The organism is Bacillus sp. JS (assembly GCF_000259365.1).
Taxonomy (GTDB): Bacteria; Bacillota; Bacilli; order Bacillales; family Bacillaceae; genus Bacillus; species Bacillus stercoris.
Window position 1 is genome coordinate 1,454,029 of the sequence record NC_017743.1, and the last position, 25,095, is coordinate 1,479,123.

24 protein-coding genes and 3 riboswitches are annotated in these 25,095 nt (G+C 42.8%); of the genes, 15 read left to right on the forward strand and 9 right to left on the reverse strand.

Annotated elements, in window-relative coordinates; genetic code table 11:
- Nucleotides 1–13: 13 nt before the first annotated feature.
- The 3 genes from MY9_RS07420 to MY9_RS07430 form a co-directional block, all read right to left on the reverse strand.
- Nucleotides 14–1,852 carry a DNA ligase D gene (locus MY9_RS07420; protein WP_014663725.1) on the reverse strand — a complete coding sequence of 613 codons (1,839 nt, stop codon included), beginning with the start codon at nt 1,850–1,852 and terminating at the stop codon, nt 14–16.
- 3 nt (nt 1,853–1,855) lie between these two features.
- Nucleotides 1,856–2,740 carry a non-homologous end joining protein Ku gene (gene ku, locus MY9_RS07425; protein WP_014663726.1) on the reverse strand — a complete coding sequence of 295 codons (885 nt, stop codon included), beginning with the start codon at nt 2,738–2,740 and terminating at the stop codon, nt 1,856–1,858.
- A gap of 88 nt (nt 2,741–2,828) precedes the next feature.
- Complete coding sequence (locus MY9_RS07430) at nt 2,829–5,237, reverse strand: EAL domain-containing protein (RefSeq protein WP_041521311.1); 2,409 nt, start codon at nt 5,235–5,237, stop codon at nt 2,829–2,831.
- A 230-nt stretch (nt 5,238–5,467) separates the two neighbouring features.
- Here MY9_RS07430 and MY9_RS07435 point away from each other — a divergent pair, with 230 nt between their 5' ends.
- From MY9_RS07435 to rsgI, 4 genes are all read left to right on the forward strand, one after another.
- Nucleotides 5,468–6,082 (forward strand): DedA family protein, encoded by a 615-nt coding sequence (locus MY9_RS07435; RefSeq protein WP_041521502.1) that lies wholly within the window; start codon nt 5,468–5,470, stop codon nt 6,080–6,082.
- Between the two features lie 47 nt (nt 6,083–6,129).
- Nucleotides 6,130–6,289: riboswitch (yybP-ykoY riboswitch) on the forward strand.
- Between the two features lie 49 nt (nt 6,290–6,338).
- Nucleotides 6,339–7,133 carry a TerC family protein gene (locus MY9_RS07440; RefSeq protein WP_040083320.1) on the forward strand — a complete coding sequence of 265 codons (795 nt, stop codon included), beginning with the start codon at nt 6,339–6,341 and terminating at the stop codon, nt 7,131–7,133.
- A gap of 263 nt (nt 7,134–7,396) precedes the next feature.
- Nucleotides 7,397–8,152 (forward strand): RNA polymerase sigma factor SigI, encoded by a 756-nt coding sequence (sigI, locus tag MY9_RS07445; RefSeq protein ID WP_003245855.1) that lies wholly within the window; start codon nt 7,397–7,399, stop codon nt 8,150–8,152.
- Complete coding sequence (gene rsgI, locus MY9_RS07450) at nt 8,149–9,294, forward strand: anti-sigma-I factor RsgI (protein WP_014663730.1); 1,146 nt, start codon at nt 8,149–8,151, stop codon at nt 9,292–9,294. Before sigI ends, rsgI begins: the two co-directional genes overlap by 4 nt.
- Nucleotides 9,295–9,304: 10 nt before the next feature.
- Here the strand turns inward: rsgI and sspD are convergent, their stop codons facing one another.
- Nucleotides 9,305–9,499, reverse strand: coding sequence for an acid-soluble spore protein SspD (sspD, locus tag MY9_RS07455; protein WP_003218568.1), 195 nt, complete (start codon nt 9,497–9,499; stop codon nt 9,305–9,307).
- 130 nt (nt 9,500–9,629) lie between these two features.
- Nucleotides 9,630–10,331 carry a transcriptional regulator HtpK gene (gene htpK / locus MY9_RS07460; RefSeq protein WP_014663731.1) on the reverse strand — a complete coding sequence of 234 codons (702 nt, stop codon included), beginning with the start codon at nt 10,329–10,331 and terminating at the stop codon, nt 9,630–9,632.
- A 171-nt stretch (nt 10,332–10,502) separates the two neighbouring features.
- Here htpK and htpX point away from each other — a divergent pair, with 171 nt between their 5' ends.
- From htpX to MY9_RS07480, 4 genes are all read left to right on the forward strand, one after another.
- On the forward strand, nt 10,503–11,399 hold the full coding sequence (gene htpX, locus MY9_RS07465) for a protease HtpX (protein ID WP_014663732.1): 897 nt from the start codon (nt 10,503–10,505) through the stop codon (nt 11,397–11,399).
- A gap of 174 nt (nt 11,400–11,573) precedes the next feature.
- Nucleotides 11,574–12,923: a Ktr system potassium transporter KtrD gene (gene ktrD, locus MY9_RS07470; RefSeq protein ID WP_014663733.1), complete on the forward strand. Its 1,350-nt coding sequence runs from the start codon at nt 11,574–11,576 to the stop codon at nt 12,921–12,923.
- Between the two features lie 150 nt (nt 12,924–13,073).
- Entirely contained in the window at nt 13,074–13,229 is a 156-nt protein-coding gene (locus MY9_RS07475; RefSeq protein WP_014663734.1) for a hypothetical protein, read from the forward strand.
- Nucleotides 13,230–13,231: 2 nt separating this feature from the next.
- A complete protein-coding gene (locus tag MY9_RS07480) occupies nt 13,232–13,414 on the forward strand; it encodes a hypothetical protein (RefSeq protein ID WP_041521312.1) in 183 nt (60 codons plus the stop codon).
- A 42-nt stretch (nt 13,415–13,456) separates the two neighbouring features.
- Here MY9_RS07480 and MY9_RS07485 read toward each other — a convergent pair whose 3' ends face one another.
- Nucleotides 13,457–14,479: an acyltransferase family protein gene (locus tag MY9_RS07485; RefSeq protein WP_041521313.1), complete on the reverse strand. Its 1,023-nt coding sequence runs from the start codon at nt 14,477–14,479 to the stop codon at nt 13,457–13,459.
- Nucleotides 14,480–14,731: 252 nt separating this feature from the next.
- Between MY9_RS07485 and kinE the strand changes: the two genes are divergently transcribed.
- The 3 genes from kinE to MY9_RS21540 all read left to right on the forward strand — a co-directional run bounded on the left by kinE (nt 14,732) and on the right by MY9_RS21540 (nt 17,657).
- Entirely contained in the window at nt 14,732–16,948 is a 2,217-nt protein-coding gene (kinE, locus tag MY9_RS07490) for a sporulation two-component system sensor histidine kinase KinE (RefSeq protein WP_014663736.1), read from the forward strand.
- Nucleotides 16,945–17,442: a methylated-DNA--[protein]-cysteine S-methyltransferase gene (locus MY9_RS07495; protein WP_040083312.1), complete on the forward strand. Its 498-nt coding sequence runs from the start codon at nt 16,945–16,947 to the stop codon at nt 17,440–17,442. Before kinE ends, MY9_RS07495 begins: the two co-directional genes overlap by 4 nt.
- An 89-nt stretch (nt 17,443–17,531) precedes the next feature.
- Nucleotides 17,532–17,657 carry a hypothetical protein gene (locus MY9_RS21540; RefSeq protein WP_014663738.1) on the forward strand — a complete coding sequence of 42 codons (126 nt, stop codon included), beginning with the start codon at nt 17,532–17,534 and terminating at the stop codon, nt 17,655–17,657.
- 33 nt (nt 17,658–17,690) lie between these two features.
- Here MY9_RS21540 and mtnA read toward each other — a convergent pair whose 3' ends face one another.
- The 3 genes from mtnA to MY9_RS07515 form a co-directional block, all read right to left on the reverse strand.
- Nucleotides 17,691–18,752 carry an S-methyl-5-thioribose-1-phosphate isomerase gene (mtnA, locus tag MY9_RS07505; RefSeq protein WP_014663739.1) on the reverse strand — a complete coding sequence of 354 codons (1,062 nt, stop codon included), beginning with the start codon at nt 18,750–18,752 and terminating at the stop codon, nt 17,691–17,693.
- A 7-nt stretch (nt 18,753–18,759) separates the two neighbouring features.
- Complete coding sequence (mtnK, locus tag MY9_RS07510; protein ID WP_041521314.1) at nt 18,760–19,953, reverse strand: S-methyl-5-thioribose kinase; 1,194 nt, start codon at nt 19,951–19,953, stop codon at nt 18,760–18,762.
- A gap of 92 nt (nt 19,954–20,045) precedes the next feature.
- Nucleotides 20,046–20,202: riboswitch (SAM riboswitch) on the reverse strand.
- An 83-nt stretch (nt 20,203–20,285) separates the two neighbouring features.
- Entirely contained in the window at nt 20,286–21,065 is a 780-nt protein-coding gene (locus tag MY9_RS07515) for a carbon-nitrogen family hydrolase (RefSeq protein ID WP_014663741.1), read from the reverse strand.
- Nucleotides 21,066–21,159: 94 nt separating this feature from the next.
- Here MY9_RS07515 and mtnE point away from each other — a divergent pair, with 94 nt between their 5' ends.
- The 4 genes from mtnE (at nt 21,160) to MY9_RS07535 (ending at nt 25,088) form a co-directional block, all read left to right on the forward strand.
- Complete coding sequence (mtnE, locus tag MY9_RS07520; protein WP_014663742.1) at nt 21,160–22,356, forward strand: methionine-glutamine aminotransferase; 1,197 nt, start codon at nt 21,160–21,162, stop codon at nt 22,354–22,356.
- A gap of 38 nt (nt 22,357–22,394) precedes the next feature.
- Nucleotides 22,395–22,495: riboswitch (SAM riboswitch) on the forward strand.
- Nucleotides 22,496–22,579: 84 nt separating this feature from the next.
- Entirely contained in the window at nt 22,580–23,797 is a 1,218-nt protein-coding gene (gene mtnW, locus MY9_RS07525; protein ID WP_041521503.1) for a 2,3-diketo-5-methylthiopentyl-1-phosphate enolase, read from the forward strand.
- The gene (gene mtnX, locus MY9_RS07530; protein ID WP_014663744.1) at nt 23,794–24,501 is read left to right on the forward strand and encodes a 2-hydroxy-3-keto-5-methylthiopentenyl-1-phosphate phosphatase; all 708 of its coding nucleotides are present in this window, start codon (nt 23,794–23,796) and stop codon (nt 24,499–24,501) included. Before mtnW ends, mtnX begins: the two co-directional genes overlap by 4 nt.
- On the forward strand, nt 24,459–25,088 hold the full coding sequence (locus tag MY9_RS07535) for a methylthioribulose 1-phosphate dehydratase (RefSeq protein ID WP_014663745.1): 630 nt from the start codon (nt 24,459–24,461) through the stop codon (nt 25,086–25,088). The genes mtnX and MY9_RS07535 overlap by 43 nt, the downstream gene beginning before the upstream one ends.
- The last annotated feature ends 7 nt before the right edge of the window (nt 25,089–25,095 follow it).

A 25,095-nucleotide genomic window follows, 5' to 3' on the forward strand; every position in this document is an offset into this window, starting at 1 on the left:
AGAGCTGACTTCATTAGTCAGCTCTTTTTTTCAACTGATGTAATATAGCGCTAAGAGGTTCGTCCTGCGGGTTGCGGTAAAAATCAAAAAATGGGCAGCCCTTTTTCTTAATCCGATCAATGACGGTATCAATTGTAAACAGAGCGGGTGTTAAAGATGATTGGACTTCATGCCAGTAAAGCGGTGCCGCGACAGTCCCGAGCTCATTTCCTCTCGTCGAATAGGGACAGATAATCGTTTTTCCTTCTGCATGCTGCAAATAATCAAGATACAATTTGCCGTGCCTGTTTTTAATCAAGCGTTCAGTGGTAAATAGCTCGGGAAATGCATTGGTGCAGTACTCGGCAATCAGCTGTGTAAATTGGCGTGTTTCTTCATACGTGAAAGCCTCAGGAGACAAGGGAATATAAAGCTGGATGCCTTTGTTGCCGGACAGCTTCGGGTACGAAGTAATGCCAAAGGAGTCAAACAGCCGCTTCAGTTCATTTGCAGCCTGAACGGCCATAATAAAGTCATCTCGCGAAGGCGGGTCTAAATCAATGACAATCTCAGCCGGACGCCTGCTTCTAATGGTTTGAAAAGGAACGTGAAACTCCAAAGCAAGCTGGTTGCAAAGCCATAACAACGTAGACATATCCTCGCAGATAATATGCTCATGGCTTCCGTCATAGAAAGATTGAACAAAATCCGGCGCGTAGTCCGGCTTGTTTTTTTGGAAAAATGATTCGCTCCTAGCTCCATGCGGATAGCGAATGACGGTGACAGCACGGTTTTTCAGAAATGGAAACAGGTAGTCACTGACTTCAATCATATACTGAATAAAATCTTCTTTTGTTTTTTTATTCTTTTCAAATATGATTTTATCCAGGCTTGTGAACTGAAGCTTTGGGTGAACCGGTTTGGAGTGGCGTATGACTTGCGCATACGTGCATTCGGTCCAGTCCATTTGGAATTCGAAACCGACAAACGATACCTCTCTTAGTGTGCCTTGAAGAATCGTTAAGTATTGAACAGTTGCACAAATAGAAGGTTCAAGCGTAAATTCGCCAGAAGGTGCTTGATGTCCGTGCTGTTCCATAATCTCTCGTATCGCGCTTTTTTCTTCATCACGCATTCCGTGCGAGACAGAGGCTATCGGTGTCATGATCCTGTTTTTTAATACGGACACCGTCAGAAACCCATTGTTAGGGTTGAAGCCTGTTATGCAAACATGTGCTTGTTTAAAGTTTTTATATTTGAGCCAATCGGACGACCGCTTCTTTCCGAGCCATTTGCTGTTTGTTTTTTTCGCTACAATTCCTTCTCCGTCATATTTCATTACCATTTCCCAGAGTTGATCAAAATGATCGTAACAGGGGATATATTGGATGGTTTCCTTTGCGTAAGGGTCTGGAGACACAGGAAGCTTTGCTGTGGACATGAGGTCATACAGCGATTTTTTACGGTCCAAATACGAAAGAAGCGTTACATCTTCTCCGTTTCGCTCTAATAAGTCAAAAGCGAGAAAGCAGCACGGCCTCGCGTTTGCCGATTCCTGAATCTTGTCTGGCCTTTTTAAACGTCCCCGTACTTGAAGATGTTCAAAATCTGCACGACAAGGATTCACCAAACATACGATTTCTCCATCAAGTGTCAGCGGAAGTTCTTTTTCCATAGGCTGAAAGACACTTTTGGCGAATTGTGTGATTTCAGGGAAGGTGCTGTTGAGCTCCACACCATTTCTGCTGGTTAAGGTCACACCTGAAGAATGGATGCGAAGAATACATCGGTACCCGTCATATTTAACTTCGTAACGCCATTCTTCTCCGATTGGCGGTGACGAAGTAAGGACCGGCTGCATGGTTAACGCCATGGACTATGACGTGCCGGAGGCTTTTTTTCTAGTCGTTTTCCGTTTTTTATCTCCGGCTCCTTTCGGTTCAGCGGCTTGTGCAGGTGTGGCAGCCGGTGTCTCGGGGTTCGGTCTTCTGGTTCTGTCAATGCTGGCTTGCAGTGCGCTTACCAGGTCAATGACATCTTCACGCGGTGGCGCTTTATCAGGAGTGACGGCTGTCTCTTTATTTTCAAGCTTGTCATTGACTCTTTGCAGCAGAGCCTGCCGGTACGTGTCCTCATATTTTTCAGGTTCAAACTCAGCAGTCAGTTCATCTATTAATGTGATAGCGGTTTGCAGTTCCTTATCATTTACATTCGATTGATCAGGTACACCTGGGACATGAGCGGCGCTTCTGACCTCATCCGGATAATGGATGGACTCCATGACGATACAATTTTCATAAACGCGGAGAATCGCCAGTTGCTGCTTTGACCTGATTGTCATATTGGCGATACCAATCTTTCCGGTTGAACGCAGCGCCTCACGCAGCAGGGTATAGGCTTTTGTCCCGTTATCCCCGGGGCCGACGAAGTAGGAGCGGTTAAAATAAATCGGATCAATTTCCTGAAGCTGAACAAAGTCAACAATCTCAACCGCTTTCTCCTCATGCTCCTGCTTTAAGCTTTTTAAATCTTCGTCCGTCAGCACTACATATTTTCCTTTTACATATTCATATCCTTTGACAATTTCATCAGGACTAAGTGTTTTTTCGCAATTTGTGCAAACTTTCTCGTATTTGATTGGTGCGTGATCCTCTTTATGGAGGCTGCGCAGCTTAATATCTTTATCTTCTGTGGCCGCATATAGCTTGATGGGGATGTTTACTAATCCGAAACTGATCGATCCCTTCCACATTGTATGCATATCGATAAACCCCTTTTTTTCTTTAGTGTGAAGAGGAGGGGGGCGATTCATGTGTAGTAACTTATGGGTGAAAAAAACAGCCGCGCTATTATTGCGGCGGCTGTTCAATAATGAATTGTTCGATTTGTTCCGGCGGTATTGGCCTGCTGAAAAAGAATCCCTGCAAATGGTCGCAGCCTTTTTCATAAAGGAGCTGCTTTTGTGCTGAATTTTCAACACCTTCGGCAATCACCTGCAAAGACAGCTGATGGCCCATGGCAATAATAGCCCCTGTAATTTGCTCTGATTTACGATGGGTTTGAATATCGTCAATAAATGATTTGTCAATTTTCAGCCTGTGAATCGGAAAGTGCTTCAAATAGCTAAGCGAGCTGTGACCAGTACCGAAATCGTCAATACTGATTCTGATTCCTAATTCCGTTAGCGATGACAAAACCTTTTTGGAGTGATCAAGATTGTCCATTGTCATGCTTTCTGTCACTTCCACTTCAAGAAGGTGCGGAGGAAGCTTGTATTTATTCAGCGTATCCTTGATGAGAGGGATCAGATCTTCGGATTGAAACTGTTTGGCGGAAATATTGATGGCGACAGAAAGATCATAGCCTTTGTCATGCCAAACCCTTGCCTGTTTGCATGCTTCATCTATAATCCACTTTCCGATATCAATAATAAGGCCCGTTTCTTCTGCGACACCGATGAATTCTCCAGGTGGGCACAGCTGCCCGTCGGGTGTGACAAGGCGTATTAATGCTTCTGCCCCTGTCATTTTTTGATTTTTTGCACTGAATTGCGGCTGATAATGTAAAACAAACCTATCGTTTTCAATTGCTTCTCTAAGTACGATCTCTTGATTCAGCTTGACGGTTTCTTTGTTCCCGATTGAAAAAGAAAAGTACCTGTATTTGCTTTTGTTTGGTTCTTTAGCGGCATACATCGCCATATCAGCCTTTTTCATCAATTCAAGGCCATCCGTCCCGTCTTTTGGAGATATTGCAATCCCGATACTGACAGATGTGACTAGAGTGTGCTCTTGGATTTTAAAAGGTTTTTCGAATTTTTGGATAATTTTTCTTGCTAAAACATCTGCCTCGCCAGTTCCTGTATTGGCGTCTGTCAATATAATAATAAATTCATCGCCGCCAAGACGGGCAATAAATCCGTTATCAGGAACTACAGATGACAGGCGCTTAGCTGCAAGCTGAAGCAGTTGATCACCGACATTATGCCCTAATGCATCGTTAATCACTTTAAACCGGTTTAAGTCCAGAAAGAATACAACGGTGTTATAGTGTAAGGTATGCTCGCGATTCAGCACTTCTGTTAGGTGAGAGATGGCATGCCTTCTGTTAGGTAAGTCTGTAAGCGAATCATAATGAGCCATTCTATGGATTTCTTTCTCTGCTCTGTACTGCTTTGTCATGTCTTTGCAAATAACATAAATGCTGTCAAGGTCTTGATTGACCTCAACAGGTATGAGCGTAATATTTAAGTGAAACTGGCCTTTTTCAGTAATCAGATCGCTATCACTGTTCATCGCTTGTTTATCTTTTTTAACTTGCTCAAAAAGGAGCTTAATCTTCTGGGGTGTATAATTTCTCCAATCGTGCATGCTGAATCCAAATTTGCTGATCATTTCCTCGCCGGCATGATTTGATGATATAATGTCGCCTTCTAATGACAAAATAAAGATGGCATCAATATTGTGGTTGATTAAAGATTGAAATCTCTGTTCGTTATCCTTTATGCGTTCGCTTTGTTTCATAAACTTTCGGTCTGCATGGGAACTGAATAATAATAATGTTTGTATACAAAAAATAATTAAAGTAACAAAAATTGACCAATGAAACGTATGTACTTCCATATGGCTTCCGGGAGGAGCCGTGTCCTCATGGAAAGTTGCGGCAAGCATTCCTGTATAATGCATGCCCGAAATCCCTAAACCCATTACAAGTGAACTGATGACTTTATAGTACATAAGATGATCAGAATGTTTTTTTACGGCCAAGTCAAAGAATATCTTTAACGAGACGAAAGATGCTGCAATCGCAATGATAATTGAAACTGTAAAAAGAATCGGTTCATATATAATCATTACCCGGGAAATGGCAGACATTCCGATATAGTGCATAGAAGCAATAGATGCGCCAAGCACAACTGATCCGGTAAGCAGTCTGTAAAATGTAAGAATGTTCCGGCTGACAAAATATAATGACACAAATGATCCGGAAACAGATGCACCAATGGATGCCATTAAAGGCATGAATTCATATTCCAGCTGCATCTCCATCTCCATATGGACGGCCATCATCCCTACAAAATGCATTGACCAAATCCCGAATCCCATTATAAGTGAGCCGCCAATCAGCCAAACTTTACTTTTTAAACCCGTATGGATCGTGACTTTCCTTGACAGTTCAAGGGAAATGTACGAGGCGGCACAGGCAATAAGAATAGATAAATATATGAGCGTCGTATTATACGTAACGTGTATTTCCAAATGGAGATTCCTCCCGTATCTGATGTTCCAGTCTTGTTGACTCTCTTTATTATCGGCTGCTTAACTCCAGCCTTTCAGCCTTCAAGATGATAGAAATATGAGTGAGAGCTATTTTTAGTTCAGCTGACCGTGAAAAATGTGTTAAAATCATGTTGACGTTTTCCAAAAAAATAAAATGTACAATACATAAATAGGGAAAAGGGGAGTTGAAGGCTATCGAAGAGCTGGTAATGTCATGGATAGAAGCATTTAAAAGCTTATCTTATTTTGGAATATTTCTAGCGCTCAGTATTGAGTTTATCCCCGCTGAAATCGTCCTGCCTCTTGCGGGCTACTGGGTATCGAAAGGCGATATGACGCTTACCGGCGTTGTTTTGGCAGGAACGCTAGGAGGAGTGGCCGGTCCGCTTACGCTGTATTGGATAGGAAGGTACGGAGGAAGGCCGTTTCTTGAACGTTTTGGGAAGTACCTTTTTATTAAGCCTGAAGCGCTTGATAAGTCGGATCAATTTTTCAAAAAACATGGGGGCTTTGTCGCCTTCAGCGGCCGTTTTTTGCCTGGCATCAGGACATTGATCTCCATACCGTGCGGCATTGCAAAAATGAATGTTTGGGTGTTTTCGCTTTATACATTCATCGCTATGCTTCCGATTACATTTGTATATGTTTATCTCGGTGTGAAGCTCGGTGAAAATTGGAAGGAAGTCGGCTCTATTCTTGATCAATATATGCTTCCGATCGGGATAGCGATTTTGGTGCTGTTCCTGCTCTACTTATTGATGAAAAAGAGGAAGAAACGCACGCACTCCGAACATTTATCAGTATTTTTAAAAAATAAACGTTGACAAATCACCGCACTGCGCATATTATTGACGTATAAAATGATATTTCTTGAAATCCCAAAGGGGAGTAGCGTCCGGAATATATTCCGGAAACAAAGTCGTCATTTCATGGATGGTATCCATCGGCTTTGTTGGCATGCTTGAATTCATGTCTAGCAAGACCTTTGCCTTATGTCGGCAAAGGTCTTTTTTGCATGGTCCGGCCGGCATAAGATCGGATGAAGAGAAAGAAAACAACTTTTTTGGGAGGGTATCATTTATGGATGCAGCATTATTATTAGAGTATGGTTGGGTTCTTCTCGTCTTGATCGGGCTGGAAGGGATTTTAGCCGCCGATAACGCACTGGTTATGGCGGTAATGGTAAAACATTTGCCGGAAGAAAAAAGAAAAAAAGCGCTGTTTTATGGATTGGCAGGGGCTTTTGTACTGCGATTTGGCTCTTTATTTGCAATTTCTTTCTTGGTCAACGTATGGCAGGTTCAAGCGATTGGCGCGATCTATTTGCTGTATATCTCAGCAAGCCACTTATTGAAAAGATATGTATTTAAGAAAGAAGACACGCATAAAGAGACGAAGAAAAGCGGTTTTTGGCCGACTGTTTTAAAAGTGGAACTGGCAGATATCGCGTTTGCTGTTGATTCTATTTTAGCAGCAGTAGCACTGGCGGTTACGCTCCCTGGGACATCACTCCCGAAGATCGGCGGACTTGACGGAGGGCAATTTATCATCATTTTGGCCGGTGGTATAATCGGACTGGTGATCATGCGATTTGCGGCTTCAATGTTTGTAAAGTTATTAAAGGAACGTCCAAGCCTAGAAACAGCAGCCTTTGTGATTGTCGGCTGGGTCGGAGTGAAGCTTGCTTTATATACGCTTGCCCATCGTGACATAGCGGTTGTTTCTGAACACTTTATCCATTCTGGAACATGGAAGCTGATATTCTGGGGTGTCTTAGCGGCAATTGCAGTTAGCGGCTGGTTTATGTCAGGTGGGAAAAAACAGCCGGAGGGCACACAAAACGAACAAAAAAACAGCACTCGGGAACGGGCGTAATCTGAAAGACTCTGCTTAAAAGCAGAGTCTTTTCGTGTTTGAAGCGTTTTCATACCCGAAATAAAATAACATTTTTATAACAGCTTTGTTACAAAAAACACGCATAAAACCCCCTTAATTCTTTAGAAAGGCACGAAATCATGTATAGGACGTCAGAATGGTTTGTCATAATTGAGACATTGGAAATCAATATTTCTTTTTCTCCTTTGCGAATCCCTATCAAATTAGCTATCATTAATGAGTAGTTATAGGGAGGAACTGAGGTGAAACCAGTGCTTAGCCTTTTGTTTAAATTGGGAAAAAAGAAGCAAACGCTTGAAAAAGCTGTTGAGAGTATACAAAAAGGCAATAAAGATCTGCAAAATGAATTAATACAGCAATATAAGCCATTTATCGCAAAGACGGTTTCATCCGTTTGTAAACGATATATAGATGAAAAAGACGATGAGTTCAGTATTGGGCTGATCGCGTTTAATGAAGCTATTGAAAAATATTCACCTGAAAAAGGAAATTCTCTGCTCGCATTTGCTGAGCTTATTATAAAAAGAAAAGTCATTGATTACATTAGAAAAGAAGCCAGAAGCGCACAAAATATAAATATCGATTTACAGGAAGGAGACGATCAGGAGTCATCACAAAGCCTGATTGAAGCCGAGCTTTCCATAGATGAATACCGCCGTCAGATTGAACAGGAGCAGAGGCGGGAGGAAATCCTCTATTTTCAAAAGCAGCTCAAGGATTATGGTTTGTCGTTTAAAGAACTGCTTGAAAATTCTCCAAAGCACACGGATGCAAGGCAAAACGCCATAAAAGTGGCAATGACGCTTGTTGAACACGAAGAATTGGCCGCTATTTTGTACACAAAGAAGCAGCTTCCAGTGAAACAGCTGGAGCAGCTTGTCTCTGTAAGCCGAAAAACGATTGAGAGAAACAGAAAATATATAATTGCGATGTGTATTATCATTACGGGTGATTATATTTATTTAAAAGATTATCTTAAAGGGGTGCTGCACTCATGAGAAGAGGGATTATAGTAGAGAAAAATAAAAAATTCGTCACGTTGCTGACCCCTGACGGACAATTTTTAAAAGCCAAAAATGATCGCCACAGCTATGAAATCGGAGAGGAAATCATGCTTCCGAGTGAAACACGCATGGGCAGAAGGGCCAGCTTTTTTGATTTTTTTAAACTGCGCCCTTTCAAAATGGGGATTTTTACGATGACTGCTATTATGCTTTTTATTTTTATAGTTCTCCCCGTTTTTTCTAACAATAAGGCCTATGCGTATATGACAATCGATATCAATCCAAGCGTCGAAATGGCGTTAAACAGCGATTATGAAGTGATTGAACTGACGCCTCTAAACGATGAGGGAAAGCAGGTCGTAAATGATATAGATGATTGGGAGAAGACTGATTTTAAAAAGGTGATTGACGATATAATAACCGACTGCAATGAGCACGGGTATGTAAAGAAATCGAAAGAAATATTGATTTCCACTGTTTATGAAAATACGGAAGACAATACATATAAAAAAGCTGTGAAAAAACAGCTCAACGATGTGACTGAAAAATATAAAACGACATACCGCATGGAATCTCTCGAGTCAGACATGCAAACGAGGGAAAAAGCGAAGAAAGAAGGCGTTTCAACAGGCAGCTACATCAAATCAAATGAAAAGAATAACAATAAAGAGTTAAAAGATGACTCCAGCAAACCATCCGGGGAAGAGGATCAAAAGAGTGAAGAAAATGAGGGTGAAAACACCGATCAAACCGACTCCCAGGACAGCAAGCAAGGAGATAATGAACAGTTGAATGATGCGGATTCCGGTGACCAGAAAGAAGATAAAGCGGATGACCAGACTGATAAAAGTGATAAAGATAAAAATGTAAAGGAATCAGATGAAAACACAAATACCGAAAAAGATGGGGACGATGAGCAAACCCCAATACAAGATCCTCAAGATAAAGGAAATGAAAATAACAGCGCTGACAAAGGTCAAAGCCGATACCACAGGGACTGGAACAATGGTGAACAGGGCAAGAATCGTTCTTCATCCAGAAGGGATAACGCTTCAGACCGCCGTAATCCAAACGGCTACAGCAGTGATAATAATTCAGCACAAAATGAAGATTCGCCGAGTGCCCCCGGCGAATAAAGACCTGAATTTATTTAGTTGTGCCGTTTAACTGAGATTGTGCTTGCTGCACCAGCCGCTTTGTCATTTCTCCGCCTACAGAGCCGTTAGCGCGTGCGACTGTATCAGAACCAAGGTTCACACCGAATTCTTGAGCCACTTCGAGTTTAAATTGGTCTAGTGCCTGCTCCACCCCTGGAACAACGAGTTTATTTCTGCTCGCCATCTTTTTCATCTCCTTTTTCTATAAAGAAATTCTTAACGCGTATTTAGTTTGAAATATACGGGGATTATTTATGCTGGCAATTGTTGTGGAGAAAAATAAACCCCCGGCCTCTGAGCCGGGGGTGCGCAGACTATAAAATGTCTGCTGTCATTTTATGAGCGGTTGCCTGAATATGGAACGTTAAAATGGAGAGGACTGTAATGGCGATAATCTGTCTGATTTTAAGCCATTGGCCGTCATTCAGTTCTTCAAAACGGTAGCGGAGACGTTCTGTCTCCTGTTCGACGATCACCTGCAGATTTGATTCTTTCATAGAAGGAGTATCTTGGTGATGAACGGCATCAAGCACATATGCACAGCTTTCATAATAAGCAATCGGGCTAATGACATCATCAGATCTGTCTGAGATTGTGTTAAAGGCCACTTTTAAAATAGCCCGTATGTGTTCAAAGTCATAAATGGATTTTAAATCACGTACAATTAAAAGAATAACTGCTTGTTCAACTGAGTATTTTTTGCCCAGCTCAGGGTGTCCGATCAGATCCTTGATATCACGCTTTACCCAGTTTTGAATCGCGGTTGACTTTAATGAAGTCAGTTCGCATAAGTTGCCGAGCTCTACGATTTCATTTGTAGAGAGGCCGAATTCTTTTTTCTGTTTTTTTCGTTCGTATCTTGTAAGAAATTCAGGAATTTCAAGATGATTGGCTGCTTTTTCTGCTGACATGTTCGCTGATTGGACGAGAATGTCGAGCGGGCTATGTTCTCCTTGTCCTTTTAGGGAATAGAGCAGCCGCACCATATCGGTTCGAGAAAGTTTAAAAATGTTCATTGTTCACCTCTTTAAACAATTTGACGCGGATAAGCGGTTTATGTATAAGTTCAAAATTGAAGCGTCAGCAAATTACATTAACATCATACGTCGAATTCCTTGCATTTTCAAATGGATGTTTTATAATTTAAATATACAGGTTCTTTTGAACTTAAAATAACGGAGGTTGTTATGGCGAAAAGAATTTTTCTGTTTATTTTAACGAATATTTTGGTGCTTACAACAATCGGGATTGTTTTGTCTATTTTGAGCTCTGTTACCGGAGTAGGGACATACTTTACAGCTGATGGCGGTATTGATCCAATGGCGCTTCTTGTGTTCAGTTTAGTCGTTGGCTTTGTCGGTTCCTTTACGTCTCTTGCAATGTCCAGATGGATGGCAAAGACGATGATGGGCGTGAGAGTGCTGAATCCGAAAAAACACTCACTCAGCTACGAGGAACAGCAATTGGTTGATCGTGTCCATAGATTAAGCCGTTCTGCAGGGTTAACGAAAATGCCGGAAGTCGGGATTTACCGTTCACCTGAAGTAAACGCGTTTGCGACTGGACCGTCTAAACGCCGTTCTCTTGTCGCAGTATCGTCTGGGCTCTTGGAGCAGATGGATGATGCGGCGGTCGAAGGAGTGCTTGCCCACGAGGTCGCGCATATCGCTAATGGTGATATGGTAACAATGACGCTTTTACAAGGTATCGTCAATACCTTTGTCGTCTTTCTATCACGCATCGCAGCTTGGATTGCAAGCCGTTTTGTCAAAGAAGATCTAGCGCCGATCGTACATTTTATTGCAATGATTGTCTTTCAGATTATCTTTTCGATACTTGGCAGCCTGGTTGTGTTTGCGTATTCACGCCATCGTGAATTCCATGCTGACAGGGGAGGAGCGGATCTTGCCGGCAAGGATAAGATGATTCATGCGCTTCGGACGCTTAAAGGCTACTCTTCCCGAATGATGGAAGACGATCAGACAGCTGTCCAAACGTTAAAGATCAATGGCAAGAAGCGCTCTTCACTTTTCTCTACTCACCCTGATTTAGACGAGCGTATCAGACGGCTGGAAGCTAAGTAATACAAACACATTGTTCCTCTGAGGAAATTCTCAGAGGTTTTTTTATTTTATCCATTGATTAAAAACATAAAAAAATAAGCAAGTTAAGAAAATGTTACGTAAAAGCCTTTAAAAATGGACCTAATATCTTTAGAATAATTACCGTACTTAAAAAGAGAGGCAGAAGGATTTTACATGAAATTAAAGTTTGGAAAATTGATACAGGCCCTGTCACCGGCCCAGCTGATCGCATTATATTATTTTCTTGCAGTTACTGTGGCCGTTATATTGCTGAGTTTGCCGGCGGGCCATAAACCGGGGGCGGACTGGACGTTCATTGATGCGCTGTTTACCGCCGTCAGTTCAGTCAGCGTAACAGGGCTGACGGTCGTTGATACAGCTGATACATTCAGTACAACAGGCATTTTTATATTGGCATTTGTTCTGCAATTTGGCGGAATCGGGATTATGACGCTCGGAACGTTCATTTGGCTGATCATGGGAAAACGAATCGGGCTGAAAGAACGGAAATTGATTATGGTTGACCAAAATCAATCCCAGTTTTCCGGGATTGTCAATCTGATGAAGCAGGTTCTTTTTCTGATCTTGTGGATTGAATTTTTTGGCGGGCTTATACTCGGCACTTATTTCTTAACCTACTATGATTCCTTTCAGGAAGCTTATTTACACGGGTTTTTTGCCAGTATCAGCGCAACGACAAATGGCGGATTTGATATTACCGGTAATTCGATGATTCCATTTCGTCACGATTACTTTGTGCAGTTTATTACAATGCTTTTAATTATATTTGGAGCGATTGGATTTCCTGTGCTGGTTGAAGTAAAGGATTTCCTGTTTTCAAAGCATCGCCGTTATCCATTTACGCTTTTTACGAAGATCACAACGATTACGTTCGGCTCGCTTGTCTTGTTTGGAGCCATAGGCATCTTTGCCCTGGAAGCAAACCATACGTTCGCAGGAAAATCATGGCATGATATTTTGTTTCTGTCCCTGTTTCAATCAACGGCAACCCGAAGCGGGGGTCTTGCCACAATCGATATCAGCCAATTATCAGATCCCACACTCTTTTTTATTTGTGCGCTGATGTTTATCGGAGCGTCGCCAAGTTCAGTCGGGGGAGGCATACGGACAACTACTTTTGCCTTGAATCTTCTTGCGCTGTTTCATTTCGCTCGCGGTAATAAGTCCGTAAAGGTATTCAAACGGGAGCTGCATCCTGCTGACCTGATGAAGTCGCTTGTTGTCACAATGATGGCGATCTTGCTCGTTTTTGGCTCGACACTCATTCTGACCATTACAGAAAAGCATTCCCTGCTGGAGCTTTTGTTTGAAGTGTGCTCGGCATTCGGTACAACCGGTCTGTCACTTGGAATTACGGCTGATTTGAGCAGTGTTGGAAAATGCGTCATTATGATTGTTATGTTTATCGGACGAATCGGCATCCTGACCTTCCTGTATCTGATCGGTAGAAAGGAAATTGAAGCGAATTATCATTATCCGAAGGAAAGAGTGATTATCGGATAGACAAAACACCGCCAATTTAGCGGTGTTTTTTGATTGCCAAAAAAAAGATGTGTGCCTCCTGTTCAGTTGGAGAACCTAACTTCGACAGGTGCAGTTTAATGCCCCTGCATCTTTAGCCGAAATGTGTGAAAACTGGCGAGGAGGATTCGAATGAAGCGTAAAGCTGAAGTAAATGAAGCCATTAAAAATAACAATACACCTACTGAGAGCATGGACCCAAATTCATATAAGACACAATATCATGACGACCCCAATTTTAGAGGGGCAAACCGCAATTCCAAACAGGGTAAGCAGGGAGGCATGTGATTGTGAAGAAACACCGTCATAGCAGAGATATGCAAAATCATAAAAAGCCTATGAATAAGAAGGTGCTGGAGGAAGAATTCTCAAGTGAATTTGGGGATTACAATGCCGGTAAGATCATCGAAACGCTGGAAGTCACAAAGCCTGAAAAGAAAAATGAAAAAAACAAAAATAATAAACAGAAATAAAAAAGACCTCTTAGGCGGTGTCCCGCTTAAGAGGTGCTTTTTCTATTTTAAATAAGCATTTTTGCCCGTTCCTCTGACAAATTGCAATAAGCTGGTCATCCTCAGCTCAATGAAAGGCTGAGCAACTGTCTTAACAAAGTTGCTGGAGAGTACTGATGTCAGTGCTGCTGTTAAAAGCAAGAGGATCACTAAGCTTTGATAGTCAGTAAGCCAATCCTCAAGACCGACCTGCCGCAGCGTTTTAATAATAAACCCGTGAAGCAAATACACGTAAAATGTCCGGGTCCCCCATTTGGTAAAGAAATACCGTTTTTGCGGAACGAGCGCTAAAAAGCTAAAGGTTGCCGCAAAGGCGAGTACATACCAGCCGATTCGGGATAGCCCGCTTACAAGGGTAACGTCTCCAAATGACGAATACGGTTTTGAACCAAACAGAAATGAATAGTCAAAATCGATGCCCCAGCAGATGACGAATACGGCGGCAAGCACTCCGAGCGCAATTTGTTTGCCTCGTTTTGATCTCAATAAATCAAAATGGTGTTTATTTAAATAAAAACCGACAAGGAACATCGGTAAGAATACGAATGTCCGTGACAAACTCAGCGTGCTGCTGACAAAGTCCAGATAACCGATCAGCACGGCGAATCCGCAGCTGACAAACAGGGCCCCCAGCTTTGAAAGCTTTGAAAAAGGATATAGAAGCAGGTTCCAAAAGAATAAGCTTACAAGAAACCATAACGACCATTGCGGGTCAATCGGGTTCACATTTGCCATGCTTTCATCTTGCATAATGTAATAAAAAACGGAATAAATGATTTGGAAAATCAAATACGGAATAATCAGCTTGGCCGCCAGCTTTTTTACATATCCCTCCCGTTTAAAGCCTTTTGCGAAATAACCGGATACAAGAATAAATGCAGGCATATGGAATGTGTAAATGAACTTGTAGAGGTAGAGCATAAAGTGATTATCATTAATAAAGGAACGAAGAATATGACCGAATACAACAAGGAATATCAATAAAAATTTTGCGTTATCGAAATAACTGTCCCGCGATTTACTCATAGCATCACCTTCTCTTTCATCAGTCACTAAGAGATTATTCCCTGCTGGTACATATTTTAAAATAAAAGATGAAAAAGGAATCTAAAAAAATGCTGATTGTTAGGACGATGTAAAGTGGCGGTAAGGATCGTAGAAAATGTCTTCGGAATGTAATGGCGCTGAAATTTTCTGAAATTTATAGGGCAAATGAAGGAAGTTCCCGCATTTTGTAGAAATATTGAGGGATAGGTTTTGAAGAAGGAGTGTACATGCATGGAAACTCTTGATGTCCAGACAAACTCGGAGCTGCGAGAGGAACTGAATCGCCTCAAAGAAGAAAACGCGCGACTGAAAAAGGAATTGAATCAGCATCAAGTGATTGTCAACAATACGCTCGATGCTATTTTTATTTGTGATAACGAAATGCGAATCGTTCAGGCGAATGAAGCAACAGAAAGGATGCTTCAAGTTGACTCGGAAGATTTAAAAGAGCGTTCTGTTTTGGATTTTTTGTTTTCAATCCCAAAGGATGAACTGAATCTTGCCGTAAAGAAGTTTTTTAAAAAAGGCTTTCTGTGGAAGGAGGTCCCGATCAGGCTTGATTGCGGGGCGACAAAATACATAGAATTTCTAGCCAAAAGAGGCATTGGCGAGGATTTCTTTTTTGTTGTCATGAGAGACATATCTTCTAAGAAGATTTTGGAGCGGGAATTCTCTATGAATGAACAGCTTTTTAAGGACTTGTTTGACAGAGCGGTTGATGGAATCGTCCTGTTTGATAAAGATGGCGGTTTTATTGATGCCAATTTGTCCTTTTGTAAAAGCTTCGAAATCAATCATAATGAGCTGTCTCATTTGTCGTTGTATGAGTTCATAGACAGCGGCTCAAGAAAAGATTTCGACAATATCTGGAAGACGCTCAACCGCAAGGGAAAAGCGAAGGGGGAGCTGCCTGTCAAGCTTCGTTCAGGAGTCCAAAAGCTATTTGAATTCACGATTACATCAAACATCATCAGCGGTTTTTATATGTCTATTATGAGGGATATCACAGAGAAGCGGTCTATGGAGCTCCAGCTCTTTAAAAGTGAGGAGCGATTCAGAGAAATCTTTGAAAATGCGATGGACGCCATCATCATTTGGTCGAATGACGGAAGAATCGTTAAGGCGAATCAATCAGCCTGCAAAATTTTTGAGCTGCCGATGAACTTGCTGTTGAAAAGAAAGCTGTGTGATTTTCTCGTCGACTCGCAGCAGAAATACAGCATAACGAAAAGGAAATATGCAAAATACGGAGAGATCAGAGAAGAGCTGCTGTTTCAAATGGGGAATGGGCAGTTCAAAGAGCTCGAATTCACTTCAAAGCGGACCATACTTGAAAACCAGCATTTAACGATCTTAAGAAATGTCAGCGACAGAAAGCGGATGGAAAAGGAGCTTCGGGAAAGCGAGCTGAAATTCAGAAAAGTGTTCAACGGCTCAATGGACGGCAATGTATTGTTCGACAATCAATACAGGATCATCGACGCCAACCCGTTAGCAAGCCATATTTTGGGCCTGTCACATGAAGAGATCAAACAGCACAGCCTGCTAGATATTATTTCTGCTTATGAAATAGAAAATCTGGCATCACCGGCAAGGCAGATTAATTTTGATGAAATGGATAACGAAATTCCATTTTTGCTAAGCAGCAGTGACAATCGAAAACTCGAATTCTCATTTAAACGGAATATTATTCAAAATATGAACTTGGCTATCTTTAAAGACGTTACAGAGCGAAAAGAATTGGAGGAACGCCTGCGCAAATCAGATACCCTTCATGTTGTCGGCGAACTCGCAGCCGGCATTGCCCATGAAATCAGAAATCCGATGACCGCTCTTAAAGGCTTCATTCAGCTTCTGAAAGGAAGTGTCGAGGGAGACTACGCCCTTTACTTCAACGTGATCACCTCAGAACTAAAGCGCATCGAATCCATCATCACCGAATTCTTGATTTTAGCCAAGCCCCAGGCCATTATGTATGAGGAAAAACATGTTACCCAAATTATGAGAGACACGATAGACCTTCTAAACGCGCAAGCCAATCTCAGCAATGTACAAATGCAGCTTGATTTAATGGACGACATTCCCCCGATCTACTGTGAACCGAATCAGCTGAAACAGGTTTTTATCAACATATTAAAAAACGCTATCGAAGTGATGCCTGACGGCGGAAACATTTTTGTGACGATAAGAGTACTGGATCAAGATCATGTTCTCATCTCCTTAAAAGACGAGGGGATTGGAATGACAGAAGATAAATTAAAGCGCCTTGGTGAACCATTTTATACGACAAAGGAACGGGGAACTGGACTTGGGCTTATGGTAAGCTATAAAATTATTGAAGAACATCAAGGCGAGATTATGGTCGAAAGTGAAGAAGGAAAGGGCACCGTTTTTCATATTACGCTTCCCGTCAGACAGAATGCTGAAGAAAGAAGGAATGATGAGTGAATTACTATATGACAGCTGAAACGCCGCTCGGTGAATTTATCATTGCCGAAGAGGAGGGCAGGATCACCCGTCTATTTCTCAGTCAGGAAGATTGGATGGATTGGAAAGAAACCGTTCAGAAGACAGAACACAAGGAAACACCTCTTCTTGCAGAAGCGAAAAAACAGCTTCATGAATATTTCGCCGGAGAAAGAAAGACATTCTCCCTGCCGCTCAGCCAAGAGGGCACACCTTTTCAGAAAAAAGTGTGGGAGGCGCTGGAGAGGATCCCATATGGTGAATCCCGAAGCTATGCTGATATTGCCGCTGCGGTCGGGAGTCCGAAGGCGGTGCGCGCTGTCGGACAGGCTAATAAACGTAACGACCTGCCGATTTTTGTTCCGTGTCACAGAGTGATTGGCAAAAACAGTGCGTTAACAGGCTACGCCGGAAGCAAAACTGATATCAAAGCTTTTTTGCTGAACATCGAGCAAATCTCCTATAAAGAAAAATAAAACATATGGCACGTTCCCTTTTTTCACTGACGACATATCATTTTATTAAGTTAAAAAAGTTGGTCTGATGAAAAAGGAGGACAAAGCAATTGAAGCCGAGCCGCTCTGAGAAAATTGCCGTTTTTGCCAAACTGTTTGTAAAACTGCATATCATATCAAGCGCTCAAAAAGATGAAATTATCAATGTTAACAAAAAGAAACAAAAAAACCGCTGACTCAGCTCCAAATGAGCAAAGTCCAGCGGTTTTTTAATGCACCTTTTCACCTTTAAACAACTGTTCAATCTCTTCTGCATAGTTACCGGTCATAATCCCTTTTTCTGTGATGATTCCTGAAATGAGATCATGAGGTGTAATGTCAAAAGCGGGATTAAAGACAGCCACATCTGATGGAGCGGTCCGTACTCCGGAAATCTGCCTGACTTCGTCGGGATCCCGCTCCTCTATCGGGATATCAGCGCCGCATTTGATCTTCGTATCAAATGTAGATAAAGGTGCGGCGACAAAAAACGGAATATCAAAGGCGTTTGCTAAAATAGCAAGGCCATATGTGCCGATTTTATTTGCCGTATCACCGTTCTTTGCAATTCGGTCAGCTCCGACGATAACAGCGGAAATTTGTTTTTCCTTCATCGTATGGGCGGCCATGCTGTCTGTAATTAGCGTGACATCAATGCCTCCCTGCATCAGCTCCCAAGCAGTAAGGCGTGATCCTTGCAGAACAGGCCTTGTTTCGCAGGCAAAAATGTGCAATCCCAAATCTTTTTGTTTGGCCAAGTAAAACGGAGCTAGCGCCGTTCCATAGCGGCTTGTCGCGATTGAGCCGGCATTGCAGATCGTCATGATCCTGTCGCCTTTTTTGAAAAGCTGCAGGGCGTTTTGGCCGATCAACCGGCACGTTTCCTCATCCTCGACCTGAATCTGAATTGCTTCATGGACAAGGTTTGTTTTTGCTTCATTTACGGAAATCGCGTTTTCGACCGAATGACTCAGTCTCTCAAGCGCCCATGACAAATTAATGGCTGTAGGCCGTGAGCTGTTTAAATATTGTTTGATGTCTTCCAGTCTGCGCCGGAATTCTGTGACATTCTCTGTTTCAATGTCTTTGGCAGCAAGCGCTAGTCCGAAGGCAGCCGTAATGCCGATCGCCGGAGCACCCCTTACCTTGAGCGTGACAATCGCATCAAATACATCCTCTTTCGTCGTCAGCTCCAAATATTCCGTCTCATCAGGAAGCTTTTGCTGATTTAAAATGGTAATAGCTGTTTCTTTCCATTCAACAGAACGTGGAACAGCAAATGAATGGGTCATGAATGGATCATTCCTTTACAAGTAACTTAAATAATTCAATCACATCTGTTATCGTTTTGAATTCCGAACGTTTTTCGATAAAGGCTGTGCCGGTTTCGAGCGCCAAGCGTTTTCTGCCGATTCGTTTATCAAACGGCACGATCGTATCCAGGTCAGCTACATGGGCAAGGCCGATCGTGCGTCGTATCAGCTCACAGCCCGCAAATCCGATTGCTTCTTCAAAAATATGGCTGAGCGTATCAGTGAGGTAACCGTCGATGTTGGCGTAAACATCCAGACTGTCCTTCTGCCAGGCTTCACTAAACGTCTCTTCAAACGTTTCCCAGAGCTGGTTGACATGTTCATATAACGGCTCTCTGTCAGCCCCGTCACGGCTGAGTGCGTTCAAAAATAAGTTGGCGATAAATTGCCCTACATCAAAGCCGATCGGTCCGTAAAAAGCAAACTCAGGATCAATCACCTTTGTTTCGTGCTCACTTGCGAAAATGCTTCCTGTATGCAAATCACCATGAATCAACGTTTCCGCAGACGTTAAAAATGACTTTTTCAGCTTAGCGGCTTCGATTTTAACGTTGTCATTATTCCAAAGCTTCTCGACAAAAGGACGAAGCTCTTCTTCAAAATCATTTGTGTCATGGTCGAAGAAAGGATCTGTAAAAACAAGTCTTTCCGTAATGTCGCATAGCTCAGGGTTTGTAAACTGTTTAACAAGCTGTTTTTTCACCTTAGGTTCAAGCGCGTAATCTGATGAGTAGAAAAGTGTTTTTCCTAAAAATTCACCGATGTGCCGTGACAGGTGCGGATAATTTTCACCCTCAATGAGTCCTTTTCTTGCGATTTTCAGGTGAGAGAGGTCCTCCATGACGGTAACCGCCATTTCCGTATCAGAGTAAAACACTCTTGGAACCAAGTGAGGCACATGCTCGCCCTGACGGATGAGAGCGCTGCTTTCGATTCTTGCACGATCGATTGTGAGCGGCCAGCTTTCTCCCACCACTTTTGCATAAGGAACCGCCTGTTTAATGATCAATGCTTTGTCATGTTCTTGATCATAAATATGAAAAACGTAATTTAAGTTGCCATCGCCGATCTCCTGACATGTCAGGGTGCTTTTGCTTGGAAATAAGCCGAGCTTCACAGCCAATGCCACAGCGGAACTTTCATTTAACGTTTTGTATAAAGGTGTTTTTGTGACTGCCATCATCATAACCTCCAATTATGTAATCACTTAATATGTGGCCGTAAAAAAGCCTCCTTCTCAGAGAGAAGGAGGCTTAACATCTATGTCCGCCTCTCTTATCTCTCAGATCAGATCTGAATGGAATTAGCACCGTGCCTTAAGAGACAAGCGTCTCGGCGCGAAAAAGATGCGCCCCATTTCACAATGGAATTACGGTCGGTTGCTGTTGGGGTCAAAAGGCCAAATCCCTCGCCCAACTCTCGATAAGAGAATATATTCATTTGTTAAACAATTCTAATTTATCAGTTGATGAACATACTAACAGGTGTTTTAATAAGTTGTCAATATATTTTTTAATATAAATCTTTTCTGATATCATCGAAAACAGGGATGCTCTCCCGTACTTCGACGCTTTTATGAAGGTCGATTTCCGCACGGACTATGCCTTCCTCACGGCCGCCTTCAGCAAGTACACGCCCCCATGGATCAATAATCAGGCTATGGCCTGCAAATTCATTATCTGGATTTGAACCAGTGCAATTGCAGGCTGCGACAAAGCATTGATTTTCAATGGCACGGGCAATAAGCAGGCTTTTCCAATGATCGAGTCGGGGGAGAGGCCATTCCGCGGAAATAAACAGCACGTTGGCACCTTTTGTCGTATGTTTTCTGATCCACTCCGGAAAACGGATATCATAGCAGATCAATCCTGCGCTTTTGACGCCGTCAAGCTCAAAGCATCCATCTTCGGAACCGGCTGATAAATACAAATGCTCATCCATCAGCTGAAAAAGATGTGCTTTTCTGTACTCTTTAATGATTTGCCCTTCCTTATCCGCGATGTACATTGTATTATAAACATCAGAATCCTTTCTGACAGCGACCGATCCGGCGACAAGATGAACTCCATGTTTTTTTGCCGTTTTCTTCAGCCAGCTCTGAGCAAAGCGGCCGTCTTCATCAGCGAGCTCATCAAGATTGGCCAGATCATATCCGGTCGTCCATAATTCAGGCAGAACAAGAACATCAGCATGTTTGCTTTCTTTTTCGATCAAAAATTCAGCCTTTTTTATATTTTCCGAAGGTTTACCATATGAAATATCAAATTGAAGACAAGATATCGTCCATTTCATCTTTTTAACACCCCAAATTTTTCTTTACTTTTTTCATTTAACCATATATGATGATGGACTATCATTTCAAGATTTTTTTAGAAGGTGAGAATAGATGAAATTTGAACAGTCTCATGTATTGAAGACATTGCCTAAACAATTCTTCGCTTCGCTGGTGCAGAAAGTGAACCGAAAGCTCGCAGAGGGACACGACGTTATCAATCTAGGACAGGGAAATCCAGATCAGCCGACACCGGAACATATCGTCGAGGAAATGAAACGAGCTGTTGCTGATCCTGAGAATCATAAATATTCGTCTTTTCGCGGCTCATACAGCCTAAAGTCAGCGGCTGCTGCATTTTACAAAAGAGAGTACGGCATTGATCTGGATCCGGAAACCGAAGTCGCTGTTTTATTCGGCGGAAAAGCCGGTCTTGTCGAGCTCCCGCAATGCTTGTTGAATCCCGGTGATACGATTTTAGTTCCCGATCCGGGCTACCCTGATTACTGGTCTGGTGTCACACTCGCGAAAGCGAAGATGGAAATGATGCCGCTCGTAAAGGACAGGGCGTTTCTTCCCGATTACAGCAGCATCCCCGCTCAGGTGAGAGAACAAGCGAAATTGATGTATTTAAATTATCCGAATAATCCGACTGGAGCTGTTGCTACCTCTAAATTCTTTGAAGAAACCGTGAGCTTTGCAAAAGAAAACAGAATCTGCGTCGTTCATGATTTTGCTTACGGCGCTGTAGGGTTTGACGGCTGTAAGCCTTTAAGCTTTTTGCAGACTGAAGGTGCAAAGGATATTGGAATTGAAATTTACACGCTGTCAAAAACGTATAACATGGCAGGATGGCGGGTTGGCTTTGCCGTCGGAAACGCTTCGGTCATTGAAGCGATCAATCTTTATCAAGACCATATGTTTGTCAGTCTCTTCAGAGCGACTCAGGAGGCTGCAGCAGAGGCACTGTTAGCTGATCAGAGGTGTGTGGCAGAGCAAAATGCCCGATATGAGAGCAGGCGAAACGCTTGGATTGCTGCATGCCGTGAAATTGGCTGGGATGTGACAGCTCCGGCAGGGTCATTTTTTGCATGGCTGCCTGTACCTGAAGGCTATACTTCTGAGAAGTTCTCAGACCTTTTGCTGGAAAAAGCGAATGTGGCGGTTGCGGCTGGAAACGGCTTCGGTGAATACGGAGAGGGCTACGTCAGAGTCGGACTTTTAACAAGTGAAGAAAGGCTCAAGGAAGCCGCTTATCGAATTGGCAAACTAAACCTGTTTACCCAAAAAACCATTGACAAGACCCTATAACGATGGGATAATTCAAAATAATTTATAAAATCTATATTTTCTTATCAAGAGCAGGCAGAGGGACGAGCCCGATGAAGCCCGGCAACCGACTTATAAAGCACGGTGCTAATTCTTGCAGCTAGCGGCTGAGAGATAAGATTCGGACGAGAAACGAAACCTCTTCAGACGCGATTGCAGTTTGAAGAGGTTTTTTGATATGGATGAAAATGAAAGGAGCTCTGGGATGAGTGAGTTATTAGCAACATATCTTCTAACAGAACCGGGAGCTGATACAGAGAAGAAAGCAGAACAAATTGCAACAGGATTGACAGTAGGCTCCTGGACTGATCTCCCCCTTGTAAAGCAGGAGCAAATGCAAAAGCACAAGGGGCGGGTGATAAATGTTGAGGAGAGAGAGGGATCTTCTGTATCAGAAAAACAAGCCGTCATCACAATTGCCTATCCTGAAATCAATTTCTCTCAGGATATTCCGGCTTTGCTGACAACAGTGTTTGGCAAGCTGTCCTTGGACGGAAAAATCAAATTAATCGATCTTCACTTCTCTGAAGCATTTAAGCGTGTACTTCCGGGACCAAAGTTTGGCGTATACGGCATCCGGAAGCTGCTGGGAGAGTTTGAAAGACCGCTGTTAATGAGCATATTTAAAGGTGTAATCGGAAGGGACCTGAGTGATATTAAAGAACAGCTTCGACAGCAGGCGCTTGGCGGAGTTGACTTGATTAAAGACGATGAAATTTTCTTTGAGACAGGTCTAGCGCCTTTTGAAACAAGAATTACAGAAGGAAAGCAAATATTAAAAGAAACGTATGAGCAAACCGGACATAAAACGCTGTATGCGGTGAATTTGACTGGACGCACGGCTGATCTGAAAGACAAAGCGAGACGTGCTGCCGAATTGGGGGCTGATGCGCTTTTGTTTAATGTCTTCGCTTACGGCTTGGACGTTATGCAAAGCCTTGCGGAAGATCCTGAAATCGCAATTCCGATTATGGCGCATCCAGCGGTCAGCGGGGCCTTTACATCTTCTCCGTTTTACGGATTTTCTCATGCACTTTTACTCGGGAAATTAAACCGATATTGCGGTGCTGACTTCAGCCTCTTTCCGTCTCCATATGGTTCGGTTGCGCTGCCAAGAGCTGATGCGCTGGCCATTCATGAAGAATGTGTGAGAGAGGATGCTTTTAACCAAACATTTGCCGTTCCGTCAGCAGGCATTCACCCCGGCATGGTTCCGCTATTAATGCGTGATTTCGGCATAGATCATATCATTAACGCCGGAGGAGGCGTACATGGACATCCAAACGGTGCCCAAGGCGGGGGGCGTGCGTTCAGAGCCATTATTGATGCGGTCTTAGAAGCCCAGCCGATTGATGAAAAAGCCGAACAATGCAAGGATCTTAAGCTTGCGCTAGACAAATGGGGAAAGGCTGAAGCCGTATGACGACTCGAAAACCTTTGATTATATGTGATTTTGACGGAACCATCACAATGAACGACAACATTATAAATATCATGAAAACATTCGCTCCGCCGGAGTGGGTGGCATTAAAAGACGGCGTACTTTCCAAAAAGCTGTCGATCAAGGAAGGTGTCGGGCGGATGTTCAGCCTGCTGCCCAGCCGTTTAAAAGAAGAGATTACAAGTTTTGTATTGGAAGATGCAAAAATCAGGGAAGGCTTTCGGGAATTTGTAGCGTTTATCAATGAGAATGAGATTCCGTTTTATGTCATAAGCGGAGGGATGGACTTTTTTGTATATCCTTTGCTTGAAGGCATTGTGGAGAAAGACCGCGTTTATTGCAATCATGCGTCATTTGACAATGATTATATTCATATTGATTGGCCTCATTCTTGCAAGGGAACATGCAGCAATCAATGCGGGTGCTGTAAGCCGTCGGTCATCCATGAACTTTCTGAACCAAACCAATATATCATCATGATCGGTGATTCGGTTACAGATGTGGAGGCAGCAAAGCTGTCTGACTTATGCTTTGCAAGAGATTATTTATTAAACGAATGCCAGGAGCAAAACCTCAATCATCTCCCGTATCAAGATTTTTATGAGATAAGAAAAGAAATTGAGAATGTAACGGAGGTACAGGAATGGCTGCAAAACAAGAACGATGGCGAGAGCTCGCTGAAGTAAAACGGGAATTGGCAGAGAGAGATTGGTTTCCGGCGACTAGCGGCAATCTGTCCATTAAGGTTACTGATGAGCCTTTAACATTTCTCGTCACTGCAAGCGGAAAAGATAAACGCAAAGAGACGGATGAGGATTTTCTTTTGGTCGACCAAAACGGAGAGCCCGCTGAAAGCGGGCATTCTCTGAAACCGTCAGCGGAAACACTGCTTCATACACATTTGTACAATAAAACCAATGCCGGATGCTGCCTGCATGTCCATACGGTAAACAATAATGTGATTTCAGAGATATACGGAGACCAAAAGAAAATCACATTCAGAGGCCAGGAAATTATAAAAGCACTCGGCTTATGGGAAGAGAATGCAGAAGTGACCATTCCGATCATTGAAAATCCGGCTCATATTCCGACGCTCGCGACACTGTTTGAGAAAGAAGTTTCAGAAGATTCAGGAGCTGTTCTGATCCGCAATCACGGTATTACCGCATGGGGGAGAACAGCATTTGAAGCAAAAAGAGTGCTTGAAGCGTTTGAATTTTTGTTCAGCTACCATTTAAAATTGAAAACCCTTCAGCATCAGCTGGTTAAATAAAAGGAGG

Coding starts and splice junctions, on each gene's coding strand:
- mtnW (WP_041521503.1), top strand. CDS start 22,580: ATGAGTGAGTTATTAGCAACATATCTTCTAACAGAACCGGGAGCTGAT.
- MY9_RS07515 (WP_014663741.1), bottom strand. CDS start 21,065: ATGAAATGGACGATATCTTGTCTTCAATTTGATATTTCATATGGTAAA.
- MY9_RS07485 (WP_041521313.1), bottom strand. CDS start 14,479: ATGAGTAAATCGCGGGACAGTTATTTCGATAACGCAAAATTTTTATTG.
- htpX (WP_014663732.1), top strand. CDS start 10,503: ATGGCGAAAAGAATTTTTCTGTTTATTTTAACGAATATTTTGGTGCTT.
- MY9_RS07535 (WP_014663745.1), top strand. CDS start 24,459: ATGGCTGCAAAACAAGAACGATGGCGAGAGCTCGCTGAAGTAAAACGG.
- MY9_RS07440 (WP_040083320.1), top strand. CDS start 6,339: ATGGATGCAGCATTATTATTAGAGTATGGTTGGGTTCTTCTCGTCTTG.
- mtnE (WP_014663742.1), top strand. CDS start 21,160: ATGAAATTTGAACAGTCTCATGTATTGAAGACATTGCCTAAACAATTC.
- htpK (WP_014663731.1), bottom strand. CDS start 10,331: ATGAACATTTTTAAACTTTCTCGAACCGATATGGTGCGGCTGCTCTAT.
- kinE (WP_014663736.1), top strand. CDS start 14,732: ATGGAAACTCTTGATGTCCAGACAAACTCGGAGCTGCGAGAGGAACTG.
- MY9_RS07435 (WP_041521502.1), top strand. CDS start 5,468: ATGTCATGGATAGAAGCATTTAAAAGCTTATCTTATTTTGGAATATTT.
- mtnA (WP_014663739.1), bottom strand. CDS start 18,752: ATGACCCATTCATTTGCTGTTCCACGTTCTGTTGAATGGAAAGAAACA.
- sspD (WP_003218568.1), bottom strand. CDS start 9,499: ATGGCGAGCAGAAATAAACTCGTTGTTCCAGGGGTGGAGCAGGCACTA.
- mtnK (WP_041521314.1), bottom strand. CDS start 19,953: ATGGCAGTCACAAAAACACCTTTATACAAAACGTTAAATGAAAGTTCC.
- MY9_RS07420 (WP_014663725.1), bottom strand. CDS start 1,852: ATGGCGTTAACCATGCAGCCGGTCCTTACTTCGTCACCGCCAATCGGA.
- ktrD (WP_014663733.1), top strand. CDS start 11,574: ATGAAATTAAAGTTTGGAAAATTGATACAGGCCCTGTCACCGGCCCAG.
- MY9_RS07475 (WP_014663734.1), top strand. CDS start 13,074: ATGAAGCGTAAAGCTGAAGTAAATGAAGCCATTAAAAATAACAATACA.
- rsgI (WP_014663730.1), top strand. CDS start 8,149: ATGAGAAGAGGGATTATAGTAGAGAAAAATAAAAAATTCGTCACGTTG.
- mtnX (WP_014663744.1), top strand. CDS start 23,794: ATGACGACTCGAAAACCTTTGATTATATGTGATTTTGACGGAACCATC.
- ku (WP_014663726.1), bottom strand. CDS start 2,740: ATGCATACAATGTGGAAGGGATCGATCAGTTTCGGATTAGTAAACATC.